This window comes from Brevibacillus fluminis, from assembly GCF_052072235.1.
Lineage (GTDB): Bacteria > Bacillota > Bacilli > Brevibacillales > Brevibacillaceae > Brevibacillus_D > Brevibacillus_D fluminis_A.
Window position 1 is genome coordinate 746900 of the sequence record NZ_CM125436.1, and the last position, 20261, is coordinate 767160.

The following is a 20261-nucleotide window of genomic DNA, read 5'->3' on the forward strand; positions in this document are numbered from 1 at the left end:
TGCTATCATGATGACTTGTTAATGCTTTACTACAGTAAAGGTATCTGAACCAAAAAAATGGCGCGCTGCGCCGTCGTTTTCAGGAGGATTATCATGAAAAAATTTGCAGCCCTTTCTTTTGCATTGGTCTTCATGCTTTCCATTATTACCGGCTGTTCCACCTCGACTTCCGCACCTGCGGGCGAAAAGAAACTGGTCATCGGCGTTGACGACAAATTCGCGCCAATGGGCTTCCGCGATGAACAAAATAACCTGGTCGGCTTTGATATTGATTACGCCAAAGCAGCGGCAGAAAAAATGGGATACAAGGCTGAATTCCAGCCAATCGACTGGTCTGCGAAAGAATCCGAACTCAACAGCGGACGGATCGACTTGATCTGGAACGGCTACACGATCACAGACGAACGCAAACAAAAAGTATTGTTCACCAAGCCATATTTGAAAAACAGCCAGGTGATCATGACGATGAAAAACGCGCCAATCGGCAAGCTGGATCATTTGGCGGGCAAGGTAGTCGGCCTGCAATCGCTCTCCTCTGCCGCAGATGCGCTCGATGCCAACGAAATCAAAGGCAAAATCAAAACCGTTACCGAATTCCCTGACAACGTGCTCGCGCTGTCCGACCTGAAAATCGGCCGTGTGGATGCGGTCGTCATCGATGAGGTCGTTGCGGAATATTACATGTCCAAAGAAAAAGACACCTACAAGCTGCTCGACGAATCGCTCGCACCGGAAGAGTACGGAGTCGGCGTGAAAAAAGGAAATGAAGATTTGCTGAACAAGCTGCAAACCGCGCTGGATGAGCTGAACAAGGATGGCAGCGCAGCGAAGATTTCCGAGAAGTGGTTTGGCGAGGACAAGGTACTGAAGTAAGCAAATTTTGCTGAGCGAACGCAGCAACCGATCGAAACCGGACGGCTACCATATGTCCGGTTTGGTTTTTTTCGTGTAGGAACGTTTTACGTAGTTTTTTCCGGATAGGAGCAAATGTACATGAGCCTCGAATACTTGCAAAAAATCATCATGCCCCTCCTGCAAGGGGCGGAAATGACAGTGCTGCTGTTTTTGATTGCCGTCGTCCTGTCGATCCCATTGGGATTTTTGTTCACTCTGATGGCAAACAGCAAAAACAAGGCGCTCGTCTGGTTTGCCAATACGTACATCTACGTCATGCGCGGAACGCCGCTAATGCTGCAGCTGCTTTTTATCTGCTTTGGCTTGCCGATCATTCCGTTCGTCGGCGAATATTTGGTTATGGACCGTTTTGTGGCGGCGTGTCTGGGCTTTGTGCTGAACTATGCGGCCTATTTCGCGGAGATTTTCCGCGGCGGGCTGCTTGCGATCGACAAAGGGCAGTATGAAGCTGCACAGGTGCTCGGCTTCAACCGATGGCAGATGACGACCAAGATCATCCTGCCGCAAATGTTCCGCATCGCACTCCCGGCGGTATCCAACGAATCGATCACCTTGATCAAGGATACGGCGCTTCTCTACGCCGTGGCCGTGCCGGAGCTGCTGCATTTTGCGCAGACGGCGGTAAACCGCGATTTCACCATCGTGCCGTTTTTCATCGCGGGGGTCATTTATTTGCTGATGACGCTTCTATTGACGGCGTTTTTCAAATGGCTGGAGAGAAAGTTCACATTCGAATAAAGGACTGGCTGACATATGGCAATGATTCAAGTGACGAACCTGAAAAAGTCTTTCGGCAATCTGGATGTGCTGAAGAATGTCACGTTTGACGTGGAGAAAAATGACGTGGTTGCGGTAATCGGGCCTTCCGGTTCGGGGAAAAGCACGATGCTGCGCAGCCTTGTTCACCTGGAGCAAATCGACGGGGGAAGCATCGCGGTGCAAGACCGGTTTTTGGTCAAGGACGGGAGCTATTCCAGCCCGCAAGAAATCAAGCGCATCACCGGGAAGATGGGGATGGTGTTCCAGCATTTCAACTTGTTCCCGCATTTGACCGTGCTTGAAAATCTGGAGATCGCCCCGCGTGTCGTAAAAGGTGAAGCAGCTGCGGAGATCCGCCGTAAAAGCATGGAGCTGTTGGAAAAGGTGGGCTTGGCAGTGAAGGCGGATGTGTATCCGGCCAAGCTGTCTGGCGGGCAGAAGCAGCGGGTCGCCATCGCGCGGGCATTGATGATGAACCCGGATATCATGCTGTTCGATGAACCGACATCGGCGCTCGATCCCGAGTTGACGGGCGAGGTGCTGCAGGTGATCAAGCAGCTGGCGCTGGAGCATATGACCATGATCGTAGTGACGCATGAAATGGGCTTTGCCAAAGAGGTCGCCGGCAAAGTGATGTTCATGGATCATGGCGAGGTCATCGAATCCGGCACGCCGGAGCAGCTGTTCAACAACCCGCAGCATGAGCGGACAAAAGCGTTTTTAAACCGTGTGATTTAACCTGAAGGACGTAAAAGGCCACTGGCTTGATGCGTCCCTTTTTTCTTTTGTGGAAGGGTTTTTCCGCTTTCGACAAGGACATGCCGGCTGTGTAGAGAATTTTTAAAAATTATCAACAATTGTGCAAACAGGTTGAGGAAGAGAAGGGAGCAAATCATGCGATACAAGACACGAATGTTCGTTGGATTTGGAGCATTTTTGATCATGCTCTTGGTGCTGCTTGCGATTATCTCCAGCATCCTGACCGATCTGAACAAAAACATCAACGAAATTGTTGATGATCGGTATGTCAAATTAAAGGCGGTTAATGCGATCCAAAATCATGTGAACAATATGAGCCGGTGGATCAACAGCATTGTTTTGGACGAAACGAAAGAATCTGTGGACGCGGACATGCGGGCTTATGATCAGGCCACGATCGAAATTACGCAGTCCATGCAATTTTTGCAAAACAAGATTTTGAATGAGCAGGCGAGACTGAATTTGGCGATAGTGACCAAGGAAATCGCAGCCTATGAGCAGAAAGCCGATGACGTGATCGAGCTTGTCAAAGCAGGAAAGAAGGAGCAGGCGGTCGCGCTGGTCAATGGGGCCATGCGTACAGAACGCGACGACATGTTCGAAAAAATGGATGAGCTGAAAGCGATGCAGGAGACGCTGATGGATGAGGCGTATGCCAGCGCGAAGGAGAAGTACGATTTCATCCGCATGATCGCGTTCGCCTTTACCATACTGGGAGCACTGGTCGGGTTGATCATCGCCGCCTGGGTCATCCGGGGGATCAGCAGGAGCTTGAGGGAGATCGCTTCGGTGATCACCTCTGTCGCTTTCAACAATGTCAAAAATCTGCCGCGCATGCAGGTCAAAACGAAGGACGAGATCGGCGAAATCGCTAGAGCCTACAACGAGATGGCGGAAACGCTGGAAGAGCATGTCGAGCAGGAGGACGAATACAAGGAGGCCATGCAGGAGCACAACTGGCTGAAAACGCAAATTGCGGAAATCTCAAAAGGCTGTCAGGAAGTCCAGGACATCAGCAGGCTGTCACAGTTTCTGATCAGCAAGCTGACACCGTTGGTGGGCGGAAGCTATGGGGTTTTGTATACGCGGGAGGGGAGTGCGGACTCGCTCACCCTGGTTAAATCGGGAACGTATGCCATCGGCAAGCAGCTGTCGGCTGAGAAGACGATTGATGTGGGCGAAGGGATGATCGGGCAATGTGTCCTGGAAAACAAGCCGATCTATCTCGCGCAAATTCCGCCGAACTATTTCAAAATCGGCTCGGCGCTGGGAAATCTGGAGCCGACCACGCTGATTATCCTGCCGATTCCGTATGAAGGAAAGGTGTTGGCCGTATTGGAAATCGCGTCCTTGTATGAGTTCAGCCCGCTGCAGCAAAACCTGCTGCATGAGATTACGAGCAGCATCGGCGCGACATTCAGCAGCATGTACAAGCATATGCAGGTGGTGAACTTGCTGCGCGAATCGCAGACATTGACCGAGGAGCTGCAAAGCCAGTCGGAAGAGCTGCGCTTGCAGCAGGAGGAGTTGCGCAGCATCAATGAAAAGCTGGAGGAGCAGTACAAGAGCGCGGAGTTGAAGGCGAAAGAGCTGGAAAAGGCCAAGGAAGTGCTGGAGGACAACGAGGTGCAGATCAAGCAGGCTTCCCGGTACAAATCCGAGTTTTTGGCCAATATGTCGCATGAATTGCGGACGCCGTTAAACAGCTTGCTCATCCTCGCGCAAATTTTGGCGGAAAACAAAGAGCAAAATCTGACGGAGAAGCAGGTCGAATTCGCCAAAACGATCTATTCGTCCGGCAATAATCTGCTGCTTTTGATCAATGATATTCTCGATTTGACCAAAGTGGAATCCGGAAAAATGGAGATTCATCCAGCCGAGCTGAAGCTGCAGGAGATTCTCGATTATGCGGAGCGCAGCTTTCGGCCGATTGCCCAGCAGAAGCAGCTGTCTTTTACCGTCGCGATGGATGAGAATGTGCCGCAGTCGATTGTGACCGATGAGCAGCGGCTGCAGCAAATCATCGCCAACCTTTTATCCAACGCATTCAAATTCACCAGTGCGGGCAGCGTTCATTTTCATATTACCCTGCAGGAAACGGAGGAAGGCAGCAACCTGGCCTTTTTGGTGCGCGATACCGGCTGCGGCATCTCGTCTGACAAGCAGACGATCATCTTTGAGGCGTTTGCGCAAGGGGATGGCACCACGAGCCGCAAATATGGCGGAACCGGGCTGGGACTTTCCATCAGCCGGGAGCTGGCGCAGCTGTTGGGCGGCTTCATCCAGGTGGAAAGCGTCGAGGGCATCGGCAGCAGCTTTACGCTGTATGTGCCGCTTTCGCGAAAGGCGGAATCAGCCGTCCTGGGCGCGGACGCGTATGTACTCGCACCGGTAGCGGCGAGCGCGGCCGAGCAGACGGAGGCGGACGCCGAAAAAGACCGAGAGGAAGGCGTGGCGGGGCGGAATGTACTGATTGTCGATGATGATATGCGCAATATTTTCGCGCTTACGGCCGCATTGGAGGAACGCGGGATGAATGTCTTCTTCGCCGAAAATGGACGTGAAGGCATTCTGGTGCTCCAGGAAAATCCGTTTATCGACATCGTGCTGATGGATATTATGATGCCTGAGATGGACGGATACGAGACGATTGAAGCGATCCGCAACGATCCGGGGTTTCATCATTTGCCGATCATCGCCCTGACGGCAAAAGCGATGAAGCATGACAGGGCGAAGTGTATGGAAGCGGGGGCTTCCGATTATATCAGCAAACCGGTCAATGTCGAGCAACTGATCTCGTTGATGCGGGTATGGCTGTATCGATAGGAGGGAGCGGCGATTCCAGACGAGAGACGCGCAGCGCTTGGGCCAGAGACAAGCGATGAGTTGGAGAAGATTGAGATTGGGCTGTTATTGGAAGGGATTTATCGACAATATGGCTATGATTATCGCAACTACACCTATTCTTCCATTCGGCGCAGAATCAGGTACCGCATGCGGATTGAGAATCTCCAGACCGTTTCGGGGCTGCAGGAGAAGGTTTTGCACGATCCCAAAGTATTGGACAAACTGGTCGCCGATTTTTCGATCAATGTAACCGAGATGTTCCGCGACCCGGGCTTTTTTCTTTGCTTTCGCCAAAACGTTGTGCCTGCCTTGCGCGAGCTTCCATTTATCCGGATTTGGCATGCCGGCTGCTCGACGGGGCAGGAGGTGTTTTCCATGGCGATTTTGCTTCACGAGGAAGGACTTTTGCAAAAAACGCGGCTGTATGGGACCGATATGAGCGAACAAGTGCTGAAGCGGGCCAAAATAGGCAGCTTTCCGATCGAGAAAATGAAGCTGTATACGAAAAATTACATGCAGGCTGGGGGAACTCGCGCGTTCTCGGAATATTACAGCGTCAAAAACGATACGGTTGTGTTTGAGCCGTTTTTAAAAGAGTACATGGTGTTCGGACAGCACAACCTTGTCACGGACCGATCTTTCAACGAGTTTCATGTGATCATTTGCCGCAATGTCATGATTTATTTCAATGAGAGCCTTCAGAACCATGTTCACGAATTGATGTACGAGAGCCTTTGCGCAGACGGCTTTCTGGGGCTTGGGGACAAGGAAGGAGTTGCCTTTACACGATTTGCAGATCGCTATGAAGAAGTGGACAGAACCCAGAAACTCTACCGAAAAATCAAGTGACAGCCGCAAGCTGATTCCCCTGAGCAGAAGGGGAGCGGAGACGGGATTGGGACTGGCGGTCTGCTACAGCATCGCCAACCGGCACCATGCCAAAATCGAGGTCAGCACCAGCCGCAAAGGGAGCGTTTTCACGGTTTGCCTGCCGATTCCGCAGGACGAATAGGAGGGCGGCAGGCGGAGCGAAAGTGCACGGAAGTGTTCGAGCCACTTGAGAATTCATGGGGCAATGCGGTTAAATAGAGGGCAAGAGGAAATGCCAAGGAGGAAATGCGCATGTCAACTCACGAACTCGCAACCTTTGCCGGCGGCTGCTTTTGGTGCATGGTCAAACCATTTGACGAACAGCCGGGTATTATCAAGGTTATATCGGGTTATACCGGCGGAACGGTAGAAAATCCAACCTACAAGCAAGTATGCTCCGAGACAACCGGACATTATGAAGCCGTGCAGATCACCTTTGATCCGGCGGTCTTCTCCTATCAACGATTACTGGAGCTGTTTTGGCAGCAAATCGATCCGACCGATGCCGGCGGCCAATTTTATGATCGAGGCGATTCGTACCGGACCGCGATTTTTTATCACAGCGAGGAGCAGCGCGAGCAGGCGGAGGCGTCCAAGCAGGCATTGGAGGCGAGCGGCCGGTTTTCCAAGCCGATCGTGACGCAGATTTTGCCGGCGGGCCCTTTTTATGAGGCGGAGGAGTATCATCAAGATTATTACAAAAAAAATCCGTTTCGCTACAAAATGTATCGCACAGGCTCGGGCCGCGACAAGTTCATCAAGGCGCACTGGAAAGATGACAAGGCCGAGCAGGAGCTGCGCAAACGGCTGACGCCCATGCAATATGAAGTGACGCAAAACAATGCGACCGAGCCGCCGTTTCGCAATGAGTATTGGGACAACAAGGCGGAGGGCATCTATGTCGATATCGTCTCCGGCGTTCCGCTGTTCAGCTCGCTGGACAAATTCGATTCCGGCTGCGGCTGGCCGAGCTTTACGAAACCGCTCGACGAGGAGGAAGTCAAGGAAGAGCTTGATGTGACGCACAACATGGTGCGCACAGAGGTGCGCAGCGTCACAGCGGATTCGCACCTGGGCCACGTATTCGAGGATGGTCCTGAGCCGACGGGACTGCGTTACTGCATCAATTCCGCCGCGCTCCGCTTTATTCCGAAAAGCGAGATGGAGAAGGAAGGCTACGGCAAGTATTTGGTTTTGTTCGATTGAACAGAATAAAAGAAAAGCGTGAATGCGTCCGGGGGTCCCGGTCGCATTTTTTTATCGTGTAAGAATTTATAAGTGCATGCGCTTATAAATTCTGGAGCGGAAGAAAAACTTCCACAGATCGAATGATTTGCTTCTTGAAAGAGCTTCTGAAAGAAGTTTTTCTTATGGGCTATGGTAATCTTTAATGTTGATTTTTTGGGTAAAGTAAACCACCTTTCAAAAGGACGGTGGTTTACTGCGCTAACGTTTTACTTTCTTATAATCGTTTAGACCATACGAAAAGTTGTCCACTTTTTTCTTTGCTATATTTATGCTGTCAAATATTACTTCTTCCAATTCCCTTCTTACCTTAAGAACCTGAAGAGTTCCTTCTAATCCATGGTAACCATGCCTTTTTTCCAAACCCTTGGTTTGTATAATATTCAATAAATCCCTCTGACCCTGGATGCCAAACGTTTCCGTAATCAGTATAGAAATGGGATGAGTTTCCATGTGCGTTTTCGATATTCTTCATACACATCTTGAAATTGGGATACAAGTGCAGCTTCTTCGACATGAATCCGATATGCATAGATAAGCAAAAAAATCATGATCGATACACAAGATGCAATCCATGAATTTAGTCCAATTCCCAATCCGACAAAAGTAATTAACGTACCAGTATATGCAGGATGGCGAATGTATTTATATGGGCCGTGTTGAACAATTGTCTGGTCGACATCAACGGAAACCGATAAAGAAAAATGCTGCCCAAGAATACGAATGGCCCATAATCGAAATGCTACTCCGGCAATCATCATAAAAACACCTACGTTAGCTACAGACTGGGTTACCCATCCCCACTTGTGCATATGAAACTGGAAAGCAGCTGCGGTCGCCAACCATACACCAAACAGGATAAAAAATAACGAGCCTTTGTCTTTCTTAGTCGCTGATACGTTACGCCGAAGCACGCGATTCCGAATCGCAATGACAAACTCTGTACCCATCCAAATAGAGAATGCGATCCAAAACTGTATTCCAACATCCACTCAATATCACCCTTATTTGTCGTATTTCAGAACACTTTTGTTGCATTATCCTACCCGTTACATCAACAAACTGCCTGTTGAAGTTTACGGTAAATAAACAAGATGCGACCAGCATATTTTTCTTATTCGATGTTGTATTCTCATAATCCTTGATGCCCAAATGACGGAATCCACCAGATGATTTTGGGGATAATTGGTTGAAACCCCGTTGAAGCGATCCATCCTGCGTTTCAAACGACTGTGGTAGTTGTTCAGTTTTTGAATATGGTACACGCCTTTTACCCGTTGTTTACCATTCGATTTGTAGCGATAGTGGTCCAAGCCCCCGCTGTGTCCGAAGCAATCTCCCTCTTGTGGAATCCGATGGCTCTCGATATAATATTCGTAATGTCGGTAATGTTACGTTTCCTTACAACAAATGTTATGTTCTGCAGGAGGCAGCCTCATGGAATTTTTCTTGTCAGGATTTTTCCTTTCGATTTCACTGTGCCTCGATTTGGGCATGGTCAATGTGGCGATGATACGGACGGGGGTGGAGCGGGGCTTTGTGCCTGCGCTGTTTCTCGGCCTTGGCTCCGGGATCGGCGATTTGATTTATGCGGCGCTGTCGATGGTTGGCATCTCGCTCTTGCTGGAGCAGGTGGTCATCCGCTGGATTTTGTGGATCGGCGGGACGCTGATTTTGCTTTACTTGACGTACAACATGTTCCGCGAGGTGGCGCGGCCGAAGCAACTGGACCTCGATGCGGGGGAAAAAGGCAGCACCGGTCGGTCGCCGCTGAAAAACCTGATGTCCGGCATCGGGCTGGCGCTGGCCTCACCTTCTGCGATTCTTTGGTTCGCCACCGTGGGCGGGAGCATCATCGCCGCCAATCACGCTGTCGACGAGCTGTCGCTTCCGCTGTTCTTCTTCGGCTTTTTCGTGGCAGGGCTCGTCTGGTCCTTTGCCGTTGCGCTCGTGAGCAGCCAAGGCGGCAAGCTTTTGGGGCCGCGCCTGATTCGCGGGTTTTCACTGCTGTCCGCCTTGCTGTTCCTGTATTTTGCAGCAAAGGTGTTTTGGAACGGCTATCAGACTTTGATTTGACCCAAGCAATCGGATTATGGAAAAAACGCCTGACAGGCGGCATCAGGCCATCCTGTTCAGGCGTTTTTCCCTTTGACGCGCCCGCTTTATTGGGGCGCTTTTTCTTTTGCTTTGCCAGGAAGCTGCAGCTTGGCATTGCCCATGAAGAAAATGCAGACAGCAGCGAGGATGCCGATCAAAATCGCCCATTGGTAAACGAAAGCGATGGAATCGGCCAAGGCAGACAGCAGGGTGTGGTACAAATCGGCGGGAATCGCGTTTTTCACCGATTCCTGCAAAAGTCCCCGCCCGTCGCCAAGCTTCTCCGCGAATTGGGGTGGAACGAGCTGTTGGATCTCTGTGCCGAGTCGGTGCGTTTGCAAGGAGCCGAAAACGGTAACGCCGATCGCAGAGCCGATGGAGCGGAAGAACGTGTTCATCGAGTTGGCGCTCCCGCGCATTTTGAAATCGACATTATGCAGGGCAGACGTCGAGATGATCGGGAAGGAAGCGCCCATCCCGAATCCCATCAAAATCATGTAAAGCGTGACGACCCACTGCTTCGTCTCGATTGAAATCGTGCCGAGCAGCGCCACCGCGATGATGATGAGGGCGACGGACACGAACATGATCGCACGGTAGCTGGCTTTTCCGATAAAGCGGCCGCCCACCATGCTGCTAGCGACGACGCCAAGCATCATCGGCGTGAGCACGAGACCTGCGCTGGTGGCAGATCCGCTGAAAACGCCTTGAATGAACAGCGGGATGTAGGTGGCGCCGGAAATCATGATCGCGCCGTAAAAGAACGCGATGCCCATGCTGGCGGTAAACAGGCGATCGTGAAACAGCGACAGCGTAACGATCGGGCTGCTCGCCTTCCGTTCCCACAGAAGAAAGACGATGAGAAAAATCACAAATCCGGCGAACAAGCCGATGATTGGGCCCGAGCCCCACGCGTACTCTTTGCCGCCAAGTTCCAGACCGAACATCAGGCACATGACGGAGAGCGCCATGAGCACGGTTCCCGGCAGGTCGATTTTTTGTTTATGGCTGGAACGCGTTTCGTGATAGGACAGATAGATCAGGATGAGCGAGACGATGCCGAGCGGCAGATTGACGTAAAAGCACCAGCGCCAGTTTACATAGTCGGTGAAAAACGCGCCGGCAAGCGGTCCAAGCACGCTGGACAGCCCGAAAACGGCACCGAACAACCCTTGCATTTTCCCGCGTTTTTCGGGTGGGAAAATATCGAACACGATCGTGAAGACGATGGGCATGAGCGCGCCGCCGCCGATGCCCTGGATCGCACGGTACAAGATCAACTGCGTCATGCTTTGCGCAGTTCCGCAGAGAGCTGATCCGAGCATGAAGATGACCAGGCCGAGGACGAAAAACCGCTTGCGGCCATACATGTCGGAGAGCTTGCCGAAGATCGGCATGCCGACGACGCTGGCGATCAGGTAGGCGGAGTAGACCCAGACGAATTTGTCCAGTCCGCCGAAAATGCCCAGGATCGTAGGCATGGCGGTGGACACAATGGTTTGGTCCAACGCCGCGAGCAAAAGACCGAGCATCAGGCCGACAACGGTCAGCGTCGTATTTGTTTTTTTCTGATCCATTGGAATCCTCCCATTTTATAAAAATATAAGTTCGAGTTCAAACTATTTGGTCACAATGCTTCTGTTGCTGTGAAGTAAGAAGGACATGGCGCTATGAGTAGGCTTTCACGACTTTCCGGAGCAAAATTCGCAGGATTTCGGTCTCCTCGGGGCTAAACGCCTGATTCAAGCGAGCTTGTGCCTGGCGAACGGCCTGAACGGACACTTTGTGCATCTGCATCCCTTCTTCTGTCAGGAAAATTTGCTTGATTCGCGCATCTTCCGGATGCTGCTTGCGTACGAGCCAGCCTCTTTTCTCCATTCCGTTGATCAGGCTGGTGACGCTTGCTTTCTCGATGTGAAGCGGCTTTTCCAGATCGGTGTGGGTAATGCCCGGGTTGAGCGTCAGGATGGTCAAGGCATGGTGCTGCTTTGGCGTCAAGCCATGCGGGCGCAGCTGATGCTCAATATCGCGCCTGATGGCATGAAAGGCCATTTTGAGCAAGTAGCCTGCGGGCGCATCATCGACTCCAAAAGGGAATCGGGGGGAGAATTCTTCCGCGTCAGGATGCATGCAGATTCGGTCCTTTCTTATTGATTCGAATTCGAACTTTTTCATTCTACGAAAGAGCGTAGTGGCTGTCAAGATGGCAAAAAGAGGCAGCTCCGGCCGCATTCCGGCCCGATCCGCCCCAGCTTGAATCAAGGCTTGGAGGTAAGCTTGGCACCGAGTTTCTTCACGGCAGACGGCGTCTTGTCACCGGCAAACTGTTCTTTCAGCACAGCCTTCAACACTTTCCCTACCCCGTTTTTGGGCAGGTGGCCGACGAATACGACGCTGGGAATTTTGTAGGCTGCCAGCCGTTCGCGGCATTCCTTGAGGATGTCCTCTTCTGTAAGGCGACTGGCCGGGTGCTTGATGACGCAGGCAAGCGGCGCTTCGCCCATCTCCTCGTGAGGGACGCCGATGACGGCCACTTCCAGCACGCCGGGAATTTTGTGAATGACTTCTTCCAGCTCTGTAGGATAAATGTTGTCGCCGCCAAACAAAATCATCTCCTTGAAGCGGCCTGACACGTACAGGAACCCGTTTTCATCAAGCTTGCCCGCATCGCCCATATGAATCCAGCCGTCACGGATTGTTTGGGCCGTCGCTTCCGGATTGTTGAGGTATCCTTTGAACAAATACGGGCTTTTGACGATGATTTCCCCGACCTCTCCTGTCGGCAGCTCTTGGCCTGTCTGCGGATCGACGATCTTGACCTGTACTTGTGGCATCAGCGTTCCGGCCGATTCGGCGGTGTCGATCCCCATAGACGGATTCCAATGGCTGACGAAAGCGGCTTCCGTGCTGCCGTAACCGGTTCCCATCGGAATGCCCATCTTCAAATAGCGGCGAATGAGCGTGGCAGGTACTTTTGTTCCGCCAGCGGAGACGAACAGGAGGGAGGAGACATCCCGTCCCTCTTGGCGGATTTCTTCCCAAAGGTGGGCGTAAACGGACGGGAAGGCAAACATGGTCTGGATCTTTTCTTTTGCGATCATGTCGAGAATGGCGGCGGTGGATGGGGCGGCGAGGAACACCATCGTATTGCCCCGTAAAATGTGAAAGAAGATCAATGACGTGCTGCTCATGTGAAACATCGGGTGGACGGCCAAAAAGCGCAACCCGGCTTCGACCCGGGGGTGTGATTGCTGCTGACGTATGTACAAATCGTAACATTCGTGGGCGATCATGCAGCCCTTGGGGATGCCCGTCGTGCCCGAGGTAAACAGGATGAAGGCCAAGTCCTGGTCGCTGATCGGGGCGCTGGCCGGTTCAGCCGTCGAGTAGGTTGAAAAGATCGAGGCGAACTCGGGCGAAAGCACCAAGCCCTCGCTGACGGGCACGAACTTGATGCCGCGCAAGAGGGACAGGGTGTCGGCGAATTCTTCATCGTAAAACAGCAGCTTGGGCTGGGCGATTTTCATAATCCCCTGCATCTCATAGGCAGTCAGCCGCCAGTTCAGCGGGATGGCAACCGCGCCGATTTTCAACGCCGCGAGCAGGATGGTGGGGTAAGGGTGGTTGTTTTTGCACAGGATGCCGATATGGTCGCCCTTGGTAGCACCCGCAGCAAGCATGTAGGCGGCAACCTGGTTCACGCGGTTGTTGAATTCCATGTACGTAAAGCGCTGATCCGCTGCCACGATCGCCTCCAGATGAGGAGTCGATGCAGCGCGCTGGGTCAAATAGGTGTGAAGCGTGGTCATGATGGTGCTGCTCCCTTCCACAGTGACAAATGAAGTTCGTTCCATTGGTAGTATGTTGAATTTTACTTGGGTTTACCCAATGGTGGTTCATTATGGGAGCAGATTGGGAGGAAGGAAACCGCTGGAAATAACGCTGTGTTTTGGATAACGCTGGTTTTATAATAGCAAGTAGGAAGCAGCGCCAGGCAGGCGCTTCTTAACATCAGTAAGGGAGGGAACGACGATGGAGCAAAAAGTAACGGGTCAAACGAAATCGGTCGGGTTTCAAATCGGTGTGAGGCGGACGTTCCCCATACCGGCTGACCGGGCATGGGAGCTGGTTACGACAGGCGAGGTTGCGGACATGTGGCTGGGAACAAGCGGGAAGATTATGCTAGAGCCGGGGGCCACATTCGGGACTGATGCAGGCGTAAACGGCCAGCTGCGGATCGTCAAACCGCAGCAGCAGCTTCGCCTTAGCTGGCAAAAAGCGCAGTGGGACAAGCCTTCCACGCTGCAAATCCGATTTCTTGCGGCAAAAGGGGAAAAAACCACGATCAGCTTTCACCAAGAGCATCTCGCAAATGCAGCGGTTCGGGAAGAAATGCGGATGCACTGGGAACAGGTGGCGGCAGCGATCAAGGAAAAGATCGAAAGGGAGCAAAACGGCTGACGCAACGGGGATGTTTATTGAAAAAGGCAGCAGCGTCGATAAGTTGCTGCCTTTTTCAGCAGGGGCTGTGCCATCACTCGGTTTTTTCAGAGCCGAGGCGAGCGGTTCCTTCCTTGAGCAAAAAGCGGTAGTACCAAATGTAATAGGCGACCAAAATGAAGAAAACGAAAGCCGTCCATGGGTCGCGCGAGTATTGCTGCATTTGCGTTGGATCATTCGCCAGTGCGGCTTGCCCTGCCGGTGAAAACATGAAGGCGAAGCGGAAGGCGATCCTGCCGAGAAAGAGCGCCAATACCGCCATCTCGATCCCGATGTGTGTTCGGTGGTACAAATCGGGACCGCGCCACTCGAACGTACAGTGCCGAACGGCAAAAAACGCAAGCAGGATGCCGCAGGCGATGCCCGCAGCGTCAGCCAGATACAGGATGGGATGAACGTATCCGGCGACCAGCAGCAGCAGCCCGATGATTGCGAATATCACCATCCGAAAGCGCATCCGGCGCGGCGCAAATTTTTGGAAGCCTACCGACCGTTTGATCCGACGATACAGAATAAAGATGATCAGCAGTGCGGGGAAAGCGAATTGTCCCAGATTGTGCATGTTTTCGACCCCCAACCGAAAATTCATATGGTTCGATTGTAGCAGAAAATCCCGGTGGATATCTTTGGGATTTTTTTGCGTATGCTCAAGCGGCAGATCCGCCCTTTTTTCTGACGAGCGCGCAAGTCAACAGAAGCAGAGGCAGCAGGAAACCGGCGGTAATATCGAAAAAGGGCCAAACTTTGGTGAGCGCATACATTTTGGCGACATTGGGGCTAAACATGATAGCAGGGTACATGAGAATCAACCCGACGGGAACGGCAATCGCCCGAAAGTCTTGCAAACCGAACAGCTGGGCAAGCGCCCGACAAATGGCATAAAAGGATAAGGTCAGTTTGAAAAAAATCGAAACGAACCAGAGAGTCGCCATCACGGCTTCAATGCGCTGCAGCCAATTGCCGATGATGATGCGGAAGGCCATCGAGTAGCTGGGATACATGCCCTGCCCCGTCAGTGTATGGCCGAGAACGAGGATACACAGCAGGATGATCAGCACCAGCACGATCCCGCCTGCAAGGGCGCCGAACAGAAAGCATTTTCGCAGTTTTTGCGGCTCGAGCACGGACGGAAACACCATCAGAAAGACCACCAGTTCGAGAAAAGGATAGGCGATGGTGGGGATCGAGCCGTTGATAATGGGCCCTATCCCGTATTCAAAGGCAGGCTGCAGGTTAATCGGATGAATCTGCGGCAGCAGCATCACGATGAAAGCGATCAGCAATAGCATGAACCAAGGAAAAAAAACTTCCCCTGCGCGGGTGAGCGGCTCGAGGCCGAGGCGGGCGCCCATGATGGTCACACAGAGGAAGAACAGCATGATGATTTCAAAAGGGGTTTCGGCCAGGATATACGTGTTGAGGAAGTTGCCCATCTCTGTCAAAATCGCGGCGGTGTTCATCAGCATGTAAAACACAAACAGGCAGGCGATGACCGTCCCGAGCATTTTTCCCAAAAGCGTTCGGCTCATTTCCACAAACGTGAAGCGCGGGAACCGCTTGGCCAGGCTGCTGATGAGAGAAAGTGCCAGCAGGCCGATGACCAAACCAAAAAGCGCAGACAGCCAAGCGTCCTGCTTGGCCATTTGCGCGGGGGCAGAAGGCAATACCAGGATGGAATCGCCTATGGTGGTCAATATCACCAGCACGGTAAATTGTCGCGGCATAATTTTGTGGTTATCGAGCATCTTCAATCCATCCTTATGCGGGCTTATACCTTGACGGGCAAGCTTTTTAGGCCGTAGACAAAGCCGCTCACAATCGGTTCGAGCTGCAGATTTTCGGGCAGGCGCATGCCGGGAAAGCGGCTGATGAGTTCGGGCATCGCCAACGCTGCTTCCAGACGGGCAAGTGGCGCACCCAGGCAGAAGTGAATGCCTTTGCCAAACGCGAGATGCTTGCTTTGTTGCCGCGCAGGGTCGAATGTGTCGGCATGAGGGAAGTGCGTTTCATCGCGATTGGCGGAGCCGATCCAGCCGACGACCTCCTGGCCTTTTTTAATGGAATGGCCCCTCAGTTCGATATCCTGCCTGGCAAATCGGTTGATCGCCTGAACCGGCGAGCGAAAGCGCAGCGTTTCCTCGATGGCCCCCGGGATCAGGTCGGGCTCCTTGCTCACCCGTTCAAAAATGGAGCGATCCTCCAGTAAGCAATAGATGCCGTTGCCGATCAAATTCGTTGTGGTTTCATTCCCGGCAGCCAGCAGCAATTTGCAAAAAGCGCGTATTTCATTGTCGGCCAGCTTGGCACCGTCCACTTCCGCCGAAATAATGACGGAAATCAAGTCTTCTTGCGGATTTTTCCGTTTTTGCGCAATGATTTCATCAAAATACGCATACATTTCCTTCTGCTTGGCCAACTTTTCGGCGAGCAGGGATTCAACTGCTTCGGCTGTCATGCTTTTCGGCCCTTCCACCAAAATGTCCGACCACTCTTTGAATGTATCCATATCTTCATAAGGGACGCCGAGAATGTCAGCGATGACGATGACGGGCAGCGGATAGGCGAAATCGCGGATGATGTCGACCGTATCTTTTCCTTGCAAATCGTCGAGCAGCTTCGTCACGAGCGTTTGGATGCGCGGACGCCATAGCTCCAGTTCGCGCGGGGTGAAGGCTTTGTTGACGATTGCGCGCAGCTGCGTATGCTTTGGTGGGTCCAGGCTGAGCAGGCTGCGAACGTCTCCTTCCAGGGTGGGCCGCTCGGAGGAAAAGAGCGAGGCTTCTTTCAACAGCCATTCCACATCGTCGAACAGGAACAGATCCCAGGCACCGGACTGCCCATCGTAATGGATCGGGCTTTCCTCGCGCATTTTTTTATACCAGCCGAACCGCTCCCAATTTTCGCGTTTGCTTGGAAACAGATGACGGAAAAAGATCGCTTTCGTTGGCGTCGCCATTGAAGGGGTCCTCCACTCACAATTGAGATTGATCTTTATGCGAATCAGGAAAAGTATCCCTTACGAGCTGCCATTTTATGCGGACGACACCCCCGCAGAGAAACGTGATCCAAAGAAGACCAGCCCAAAAGGACTGGTCTTTCGCATAGAACGGATAAAGGCGGTTGATCAGAAATAAGGACCGGGCTGGGGTGCGCAGCCGGGGTACGGCGTGATGTTTTGGATTTGGTCGAAGCGGTAATGCTTCGTCGCATACTGGGCTTGATACAAATATTGCATCAGGTAGATTTGACCGCGCTCAATTTTGCACAAAACGCCCGACACACCGGTGCCGTCCACAAGCGAGACTCCTACGGGCTGGCCGATCAAATAGGTTGCGCGTTCTAACCATGGTGGCATTGCATTCACCTCCCCCCATACTGTATGCGAGGCGATCGCACAGAGAAATGGACAAACGCCCATGTATGGGTGAAAAGGTTTTTTAAAGAAAAAAATGACTTTACAAGCCCTTTGGATATTCACAATAATAATAGCAGGTATGTAAATAAGGCTGGGAGTTGATAAATATGAAAACCATCGAGGCGCGGCTGGAAAGCAAACCTTCCTTTACGGTTGCGGGGATCAAATGGGAAGGCACGTTCGCCGAGGCTGCTGCCGGGGGCATTCGGGACGTGATGCAACAGGTGAAGAAACTGGCACATGTGGTTACGGGCGGAAAGGAGCCTGACATTCACCTGGGGCTCTCGTATCATCGGGAACCGGGACGATTCACGCATCTGTCTGCGATTCAGATCGAGGACGGCGGGCAGCTCCCGGACGGATGGGAAACGGTCACGGTAGAGCCGGCCACGTATGCAGTGGCAGCCCATCAAAAGGGGGACGATATCGAGCAGTCGTATCGAACCCTGTATGCATGGATTGAAGAGCAAGGCTACGTCCGCAGCACCGATGGACTGACCCATCTGGAGGAGTATCCATTCGGGCAGGACCCCTATGACAGCCAGCCTGCCTTCACCATTTTGATTCCGGTACAGGAGAAAAAATAAGTCCAGACGATAAAGGGAAACCGGCTGCCCGCTACGGGAGCTGGTTTTTTAACATGCCGTGTTCCTGCAAAACGCAAAATTTAAGCGTATAATGGCAAGGGAAACGACCCGTTCTCGCTATACATATCGCTTACAACGTTGTAGTTGGGGGGGACTTATGGATATACGGCAACTGAAGTATTTTGTGGAAGTGGCCAAGCAGAAAAGCTTTACACGCGCCTCAACAACTTTGCTCGTATCCCAGCCGTCGATCAGCAAAATGATCAAGAGCTTGGAAGAGGAGCTTGGCGTGGTGCTATTGGACCGGAATGAGCGGAAGGTGGTGTTGACCGATGCGGGCGCCATGGTGTTCGAGCAGGCGCAGACCATTTTGCAGTTGATGGAGCAGCTCACCTTGTCCGTAGACGAGCTGGTGCATATGAAACGGGGGAAGGTGAAGATGGGGCTGATGCCGACGGTCGGCTCGCTCTTGTTTCCTCACACGATCGCCCGCTTTCGCAAAGAGTATCCGGACATCGAGATGCAAATGGTGGAGCACAAGGCCAAGCAGCTGCAGCAGCAGGTGGAGCAAGGGGAATTGGACGTCGCGGTCACGGTGCAGCCGGTCGATGAAGCGATTTTCGAGACCGTGCCGCTGTTGTCCGAGGAGCTGGTCGTCATCGCGGATAAAGAGCATTGGCTGGTCGAACGGGAATCGGTCCGTCTTGCGGAGCTTAAAAATGAGTCATTCATCTTGTTTTCGGAGGAATTCGCCTTGCATGACGTGGTCAGGCAGGCGTGCGCACAGGCCGGGTTCGAGCCAAAAGTGGCGTATGTGAGCCAGCTGTGGGATTTGGTCGGGGAAATGGTGGCGACCCAGCTGGGGATCGCGCTCGTGCCGCGCTCGATGGTGCGCCGGCTGAACCAGCGGAGCATCCAGGCGGTTACGATCAGCGAACCGCACATCGATTGGAAATTGGTGCTTATTTACCGGCGTGACCGCTATCTTTCCTATGCGGCACGTGCTTTTATCCGCTATGCGGAAGAAAATTGGGCGATCCGGGATCAGCTATAACTTTTTTGCATCGACTTCATGTATTATATGTATTTTACGAATGAATCGATGCCCCTTAGAATGAAATCGTTATCATTGCGATCAAGGGGTGTCATCTATGAAGAAGTGGCTTCACGCGTTCCCGCAAATTTGTCTCATTCTGTTGTTTTCGATGATCGGAAAAGCGTTTGTTGCTTTTACGCATATCGGTATTCCTGGCAGCCTGATCGGGCTTGCGCTGCTGTTTTTCAGCCTGCAGCTGGGTGTCGTCCGCCTGAATTGGGTGGAGGCGGGTGCGGCGATCCTGTTTGCCGACATGCTGTTGTTCTTCGTCCCTGCGGTGGTGGGGATCATGAAGTTTCCGTGGCTGATCGGAGTCAAAGGGCTGTTTGTCCTGTTGATCGTGATGTGCGGTACCGGCCTTGCGATGATGGTCACCGGCGTCGTTTCCGACCGTCTGCTGCGCGTACGCATCCGTTCCGGTGAGGTGAAAACGCATGCTGCTGCTAAAAATATGTAGTGTCTGCTTCACCGTCGCCCTTTATTTGTACTGCAAACGATTGAATCGGAAAAAGCCGGGGTGGCTCACCTCCCCGATTATTTTGACGCCGCTCGCGATGATGGGAATCCTGTTTACGATCGGATTGCCGTACGAGGAATACCAGCACGCGACATCGCTGTTTACCGAAGCGCTCAACATGGTCACGGTTGCGTTTGCGATCCCGCTCTACCGCAACTGGGCGATCTTGCGGGCGAACTGGCGCGTCATCGTGTTCAGCCTTTCGGTCGGCTCACTCGCCGCCATCATCGGCGGCATGATTCCTACCTACTTGCTGGGGATGGGCGGACAGGCGGTGCTGAGCGTAATTCCGCGCTCGATCACGACACCGATCGCCGTCAGCCTGTCCGAATCGATTCACGGCATTCCGGCATTGACCGCGGTGTTTGTCATGCTGACCAGCTTTGCCGGCATGTATTTGGGGCCAAAAATCATGCGGCTGTTCCACGTCCGGCATCCGCTCGCCATCGGGATGATGTATGGCATGGGGGCGCACGCTTTGGGCACGGTGAAGGCGTTTGAACGAGGCGAGGTGGAGGGAACGGTCTCCAGCCTGTCCAATATCGTCGGCGCGATCATCACCGTCGCCTGGGCGTTCATGCTTTTGCCCATCGTTTCGGCATGGATGTCCTGACAACAAACAAAGCCTCCGCAGGGGAGTTGCATCCCGTACGG

Annotated in this window: 21 protein-coding genes and 1 pseudogene; 13 read left to right on the plus strand and 9 right to left on the minus strand. The window is 52.6% G+C overall.

The window, feature by feature from the left end:
• The first annotated feature begins 132 nt into the window (after window positions 1–132).
• The 7 genes from ACTID9_RS03910 (at window position 133) to msrA (ending at window position 7356) form a co-directional block, all read left to right on the plus strand.
• Complete coding sequence (locus ACTID9_RS03910) at window positions 133–873, plus strand: amino acid ABC transporter substrate-binding protein (protein ID WP_441072403.1); 741 nt, start codon at window positions 133–135, stop codon at window positions 871–873.
• 120 nt (window positions 874–993) lie between these two features.
• Window positions 994–1653, plus strand: a complete 660-nt coding sequence (locus ACTID9_RS03915; protein WP_441069918.1) for an amino acid ABC transporter permease — start codon at window positions 994–996, stop codon at window positions 1651–1653.
• A 15-nt stretch (window positions 1654–1668) separates the two neighbouring features.
• Window positions 1669–2412, plus strand: coding sequence for an amino acid ABC transporter ATP-binding protein (locus tag ACTID9_RS03920; protein ID WP_441069919.1), 744 nt, complete (start codon window positions 1669–1671; stop codon window positions 2410–2412).
• A 156-nt stretch (window positions 2413–2568) separates the two neighbouring features.
• Entirely contained in the window at window positions 2569–5259 is a 2691-nt protein-coding gene (locus ACTID9_RS03925; RefSeq protein ID WP_441069920.1) for a response regulator, read from the plus strand.
• 60 nt (window positions 5260–5319) lie between these two features.
• Window positions 5320–6129, plus strand: a complete 810-nt coding sequence (locus tag ACTID9_RS03930; protein ID WP_441069921.1) for a CheR family methyltransferase — start codon at window positions 5320–5322, stop codon at window positions 6127–6129.
• Window positions 6083–6292 carry an ATP-binding protein gene (locus ACTID9_RS03935; RefSeq protein WP_441069922.1) on the plus strand — a complete coding sequence of 70 codons (210 nt, stop codon included), beginning with the start codon at window positions 6083–6085 and terminating at the stop codon, window positions 6290–6292. Before ACTID9_RS03930 ends, ACTID9_RS03935 begins: the two co-directional genes overlap by 47 nt.
• 110 nt (window positions 6293–6402) lie before the next feature.
• Window positions 6403–7356 (plus strand): peptide-methionine (S)-S-oxide reductase MsrA, encoded by a 954-nt coding sequence (msrA, locus tag ACTID9_RS03940; protein ID WP_441069923.1) that lies wholly within the window; start codon window positions 6403–6405, stop codon window positions 7354–7356.
• Between the two features lie 464 nt (window positions 7357–7820).
• Here the strand turns inward: msrA and ACTID9_RS03945 are convergent, their stop codons facing one another.
• The gene (locus tag ACTID9_RS03945) at window positions 7821–8387 is read right to left on the minus strand and encodes a methyltransferase family protein (RefSeq protein ID WP_441069924.1); all 567 of its coding nucleotides are present in this window, start codon (window positions 8385–8387) and stop codon (window positions 7821–7823) included.
• Between the two features lie 84 nt (window positions 8388–8471).
• Window positions 8472–8726 (minus strand): annotated as a pseudogene (locus ACTID9_RS03950) (IS1595 family transposase); the annotation flags it as partial.
• A gap of 106 nt (window positions 8727–8832) precedes the next feature.
• Between ACTID9_RS03950 and ACTID9_RS03955 the strand changes: the two are divergent.
• Entirely contained in the window at window positions 8833–9471 is a 639-nt protein-coding gene (locus ACTID9_RS03955) for a LysE family translocator (RefSeq protein ID WP_441069925.1), read from the plus strand.
• An 86-nt stretch (window positions 9472–9557) separates the two neighbouring features.
• On the opposite strand, the gene ACTID9_RS03960 is transcribed toward ACTID9_RS03955, so the two are convergent.
• From ACTID9_RS03960 to ACTID9_RS03970, 3 genes are all read right to left on the minus strand, one after another.
• A complete protein-coding gene (locus tag ACTID9_RS03960) occupies window positions 9558–11069 on the minus strand; it encodes an MDR family MFS transporter (RefSeq protein WP_441069926.1) in 1512 nt (503 codons plus the stop codon).
• 91 nt (window positions 11070–11160) lie between these two features.
• The gene (locus ACTID9_RS03965; protein WP_441069927.1) at window positions 11161–11622 is read right to left on the minus strand and encodes a MarR family winged helix-turn-helix transcriptional regulator; all 462 of its coding nucleotides are present in this window, start codon (window positions 11620–11622) and stop codon (window positions 11161–11163) included.
• Between the two features lie 128 nt (window positions 11623–11750).
• Complete coding sequence (locus tag ACTID9_RS03970) at window positions 11751–13301, minus strand: class I adenylate-forming enzyme family protein (RefSeq protein WP_441069928.1); 1551 nt, start codon at window positions 13299–13301, stop codon at window positions 11751–11753.
• Window positions 13302–13524: 223 nt separating this feature from the next.
• On the opposite strand from ACTID9_RS03970, the gene ACTID9_RS03975 reads away from it, so the two are divergent.
• Window positions 13525–13953: an SRPBCC family protein gene (locus tag ACTID9_RS03975; RefSeq protein WP_441069929.1), complete on the plus strand. Its 429-nt coding sequence runs from the start codon at window positions 13525–13527 to the stop codon at window positions 13951–13953.
• A gap of 73 nt (window positions 13954–14026) precedes the next feature.
• On the opposite strand, the gene ACTID9_RS03980 is transcribed toward ACTID9_RS03975, so the two are convergent.
• From ACTID9_RS03980 to ACTID9_RS03995, 4 genes are all read right to left on the minus strand, one after another.
• The gene (locus tag ACTID9_RS03980) at window positions 14027–14554 is read right to left on the minus strand and encodes a hypothetical protein (RefSeq protein WP_441069930.1); all 528 of its coding nucleotides are present in this window, start codon (window positions 14552–14554) and stop codon (window positions 14027–14029) included.
• Between the two features lie 85 nt (window positions 14555–14639).
• Window positions 14640–15737 (minus strand): GerAB/ArcD/ProY family transporter, encoded by a 1098-nt coding sequence (locus tag ACTID9_RS03985; protein WP_441069931.1) that lies wholly within the window; start codon window positions 15735–15737, stop codon window positions 14640–14642.
• Between the two features lie 23 nt (window positions 15738–15760).
• Complete coding sequence (locus ACTID9_RS03990; RefSeq protein WP_441069932.1) at window positions 15761–16948, minus strand: cytochrome P450; 1188 nt, start codon at window positions 16946–16948, stop codon at window positions 15761–15763.
• Between the two features lie 168 nt (window positions 16949–17116).
• Entirely contained in the window at window positions 17117–17347 is a 231-nt protein-coding gene (locus ACTID9_RS03995; protein WP_441069933.1) for a hypothetical protein, read from the minus strand.
• 167 nt (window positions 17348–17514) lie between these two features.
• Here ACTID9_RS03995 and ACTID9_RS04000 point away from each other — a divergent pair, with 167 nt between their 5' ends.
• From ACTID9_RS04000 to ACTID9_RS04015, 4 genes are all read left to right on the plus strand, one after another.
• Window positions 17515–17994 carry a GyrI-like domain-containing protein gene (locus tag ACTID9_RS04000; RefSeq protein WP_441069934.1) on the plus strand — a complete coding sequence of 160 codons (480 nt, stop codon included), beginning with the start codon at window positions 17515–17517 and terminating at the stop codon, window positions 17992–17994.
• A 157-nt stretch (window positions 17995–18151) separates the two neighbouring features.
• Window positions 18152–19048, plus strand: a complete 897-nt coding sequence (locus ACTID9_RS04005) for a LysR family transcriptional regulator (RefSeq protein ID WP_441069935.1) — start codon at window positions 18152–18154, stop codon at window positions 19046–19048.
• A 97-nt stretch (window positions 19049–19145) separates the two neighbouring features.
• On the plus strand, window positions 19146–19547 hold the full coding sequence (locus ACTID9_RS04010) for a CidA/LrgA family protein (protein ID WP_441069936.1): 402 nt from the start codon (window positions 19146–19148) through the stop codon (window positions 19545–19547).
• Complete coding sequence (locus ACTID9_RS04015) at window positions 19525–20220, plus strand: LrgB family protein (protein ID WP_441069937.1); 696 nt, start codon at window positions 19525–19527, stop codon at window positions 20218–20220. Before ACTID9_RS04010 ends, ACTID9_RS04015 begins: the two co-directional genes overlap by 23 nt.
• Window positions 20221–20261: the final 41 nt, after the last annotated feature.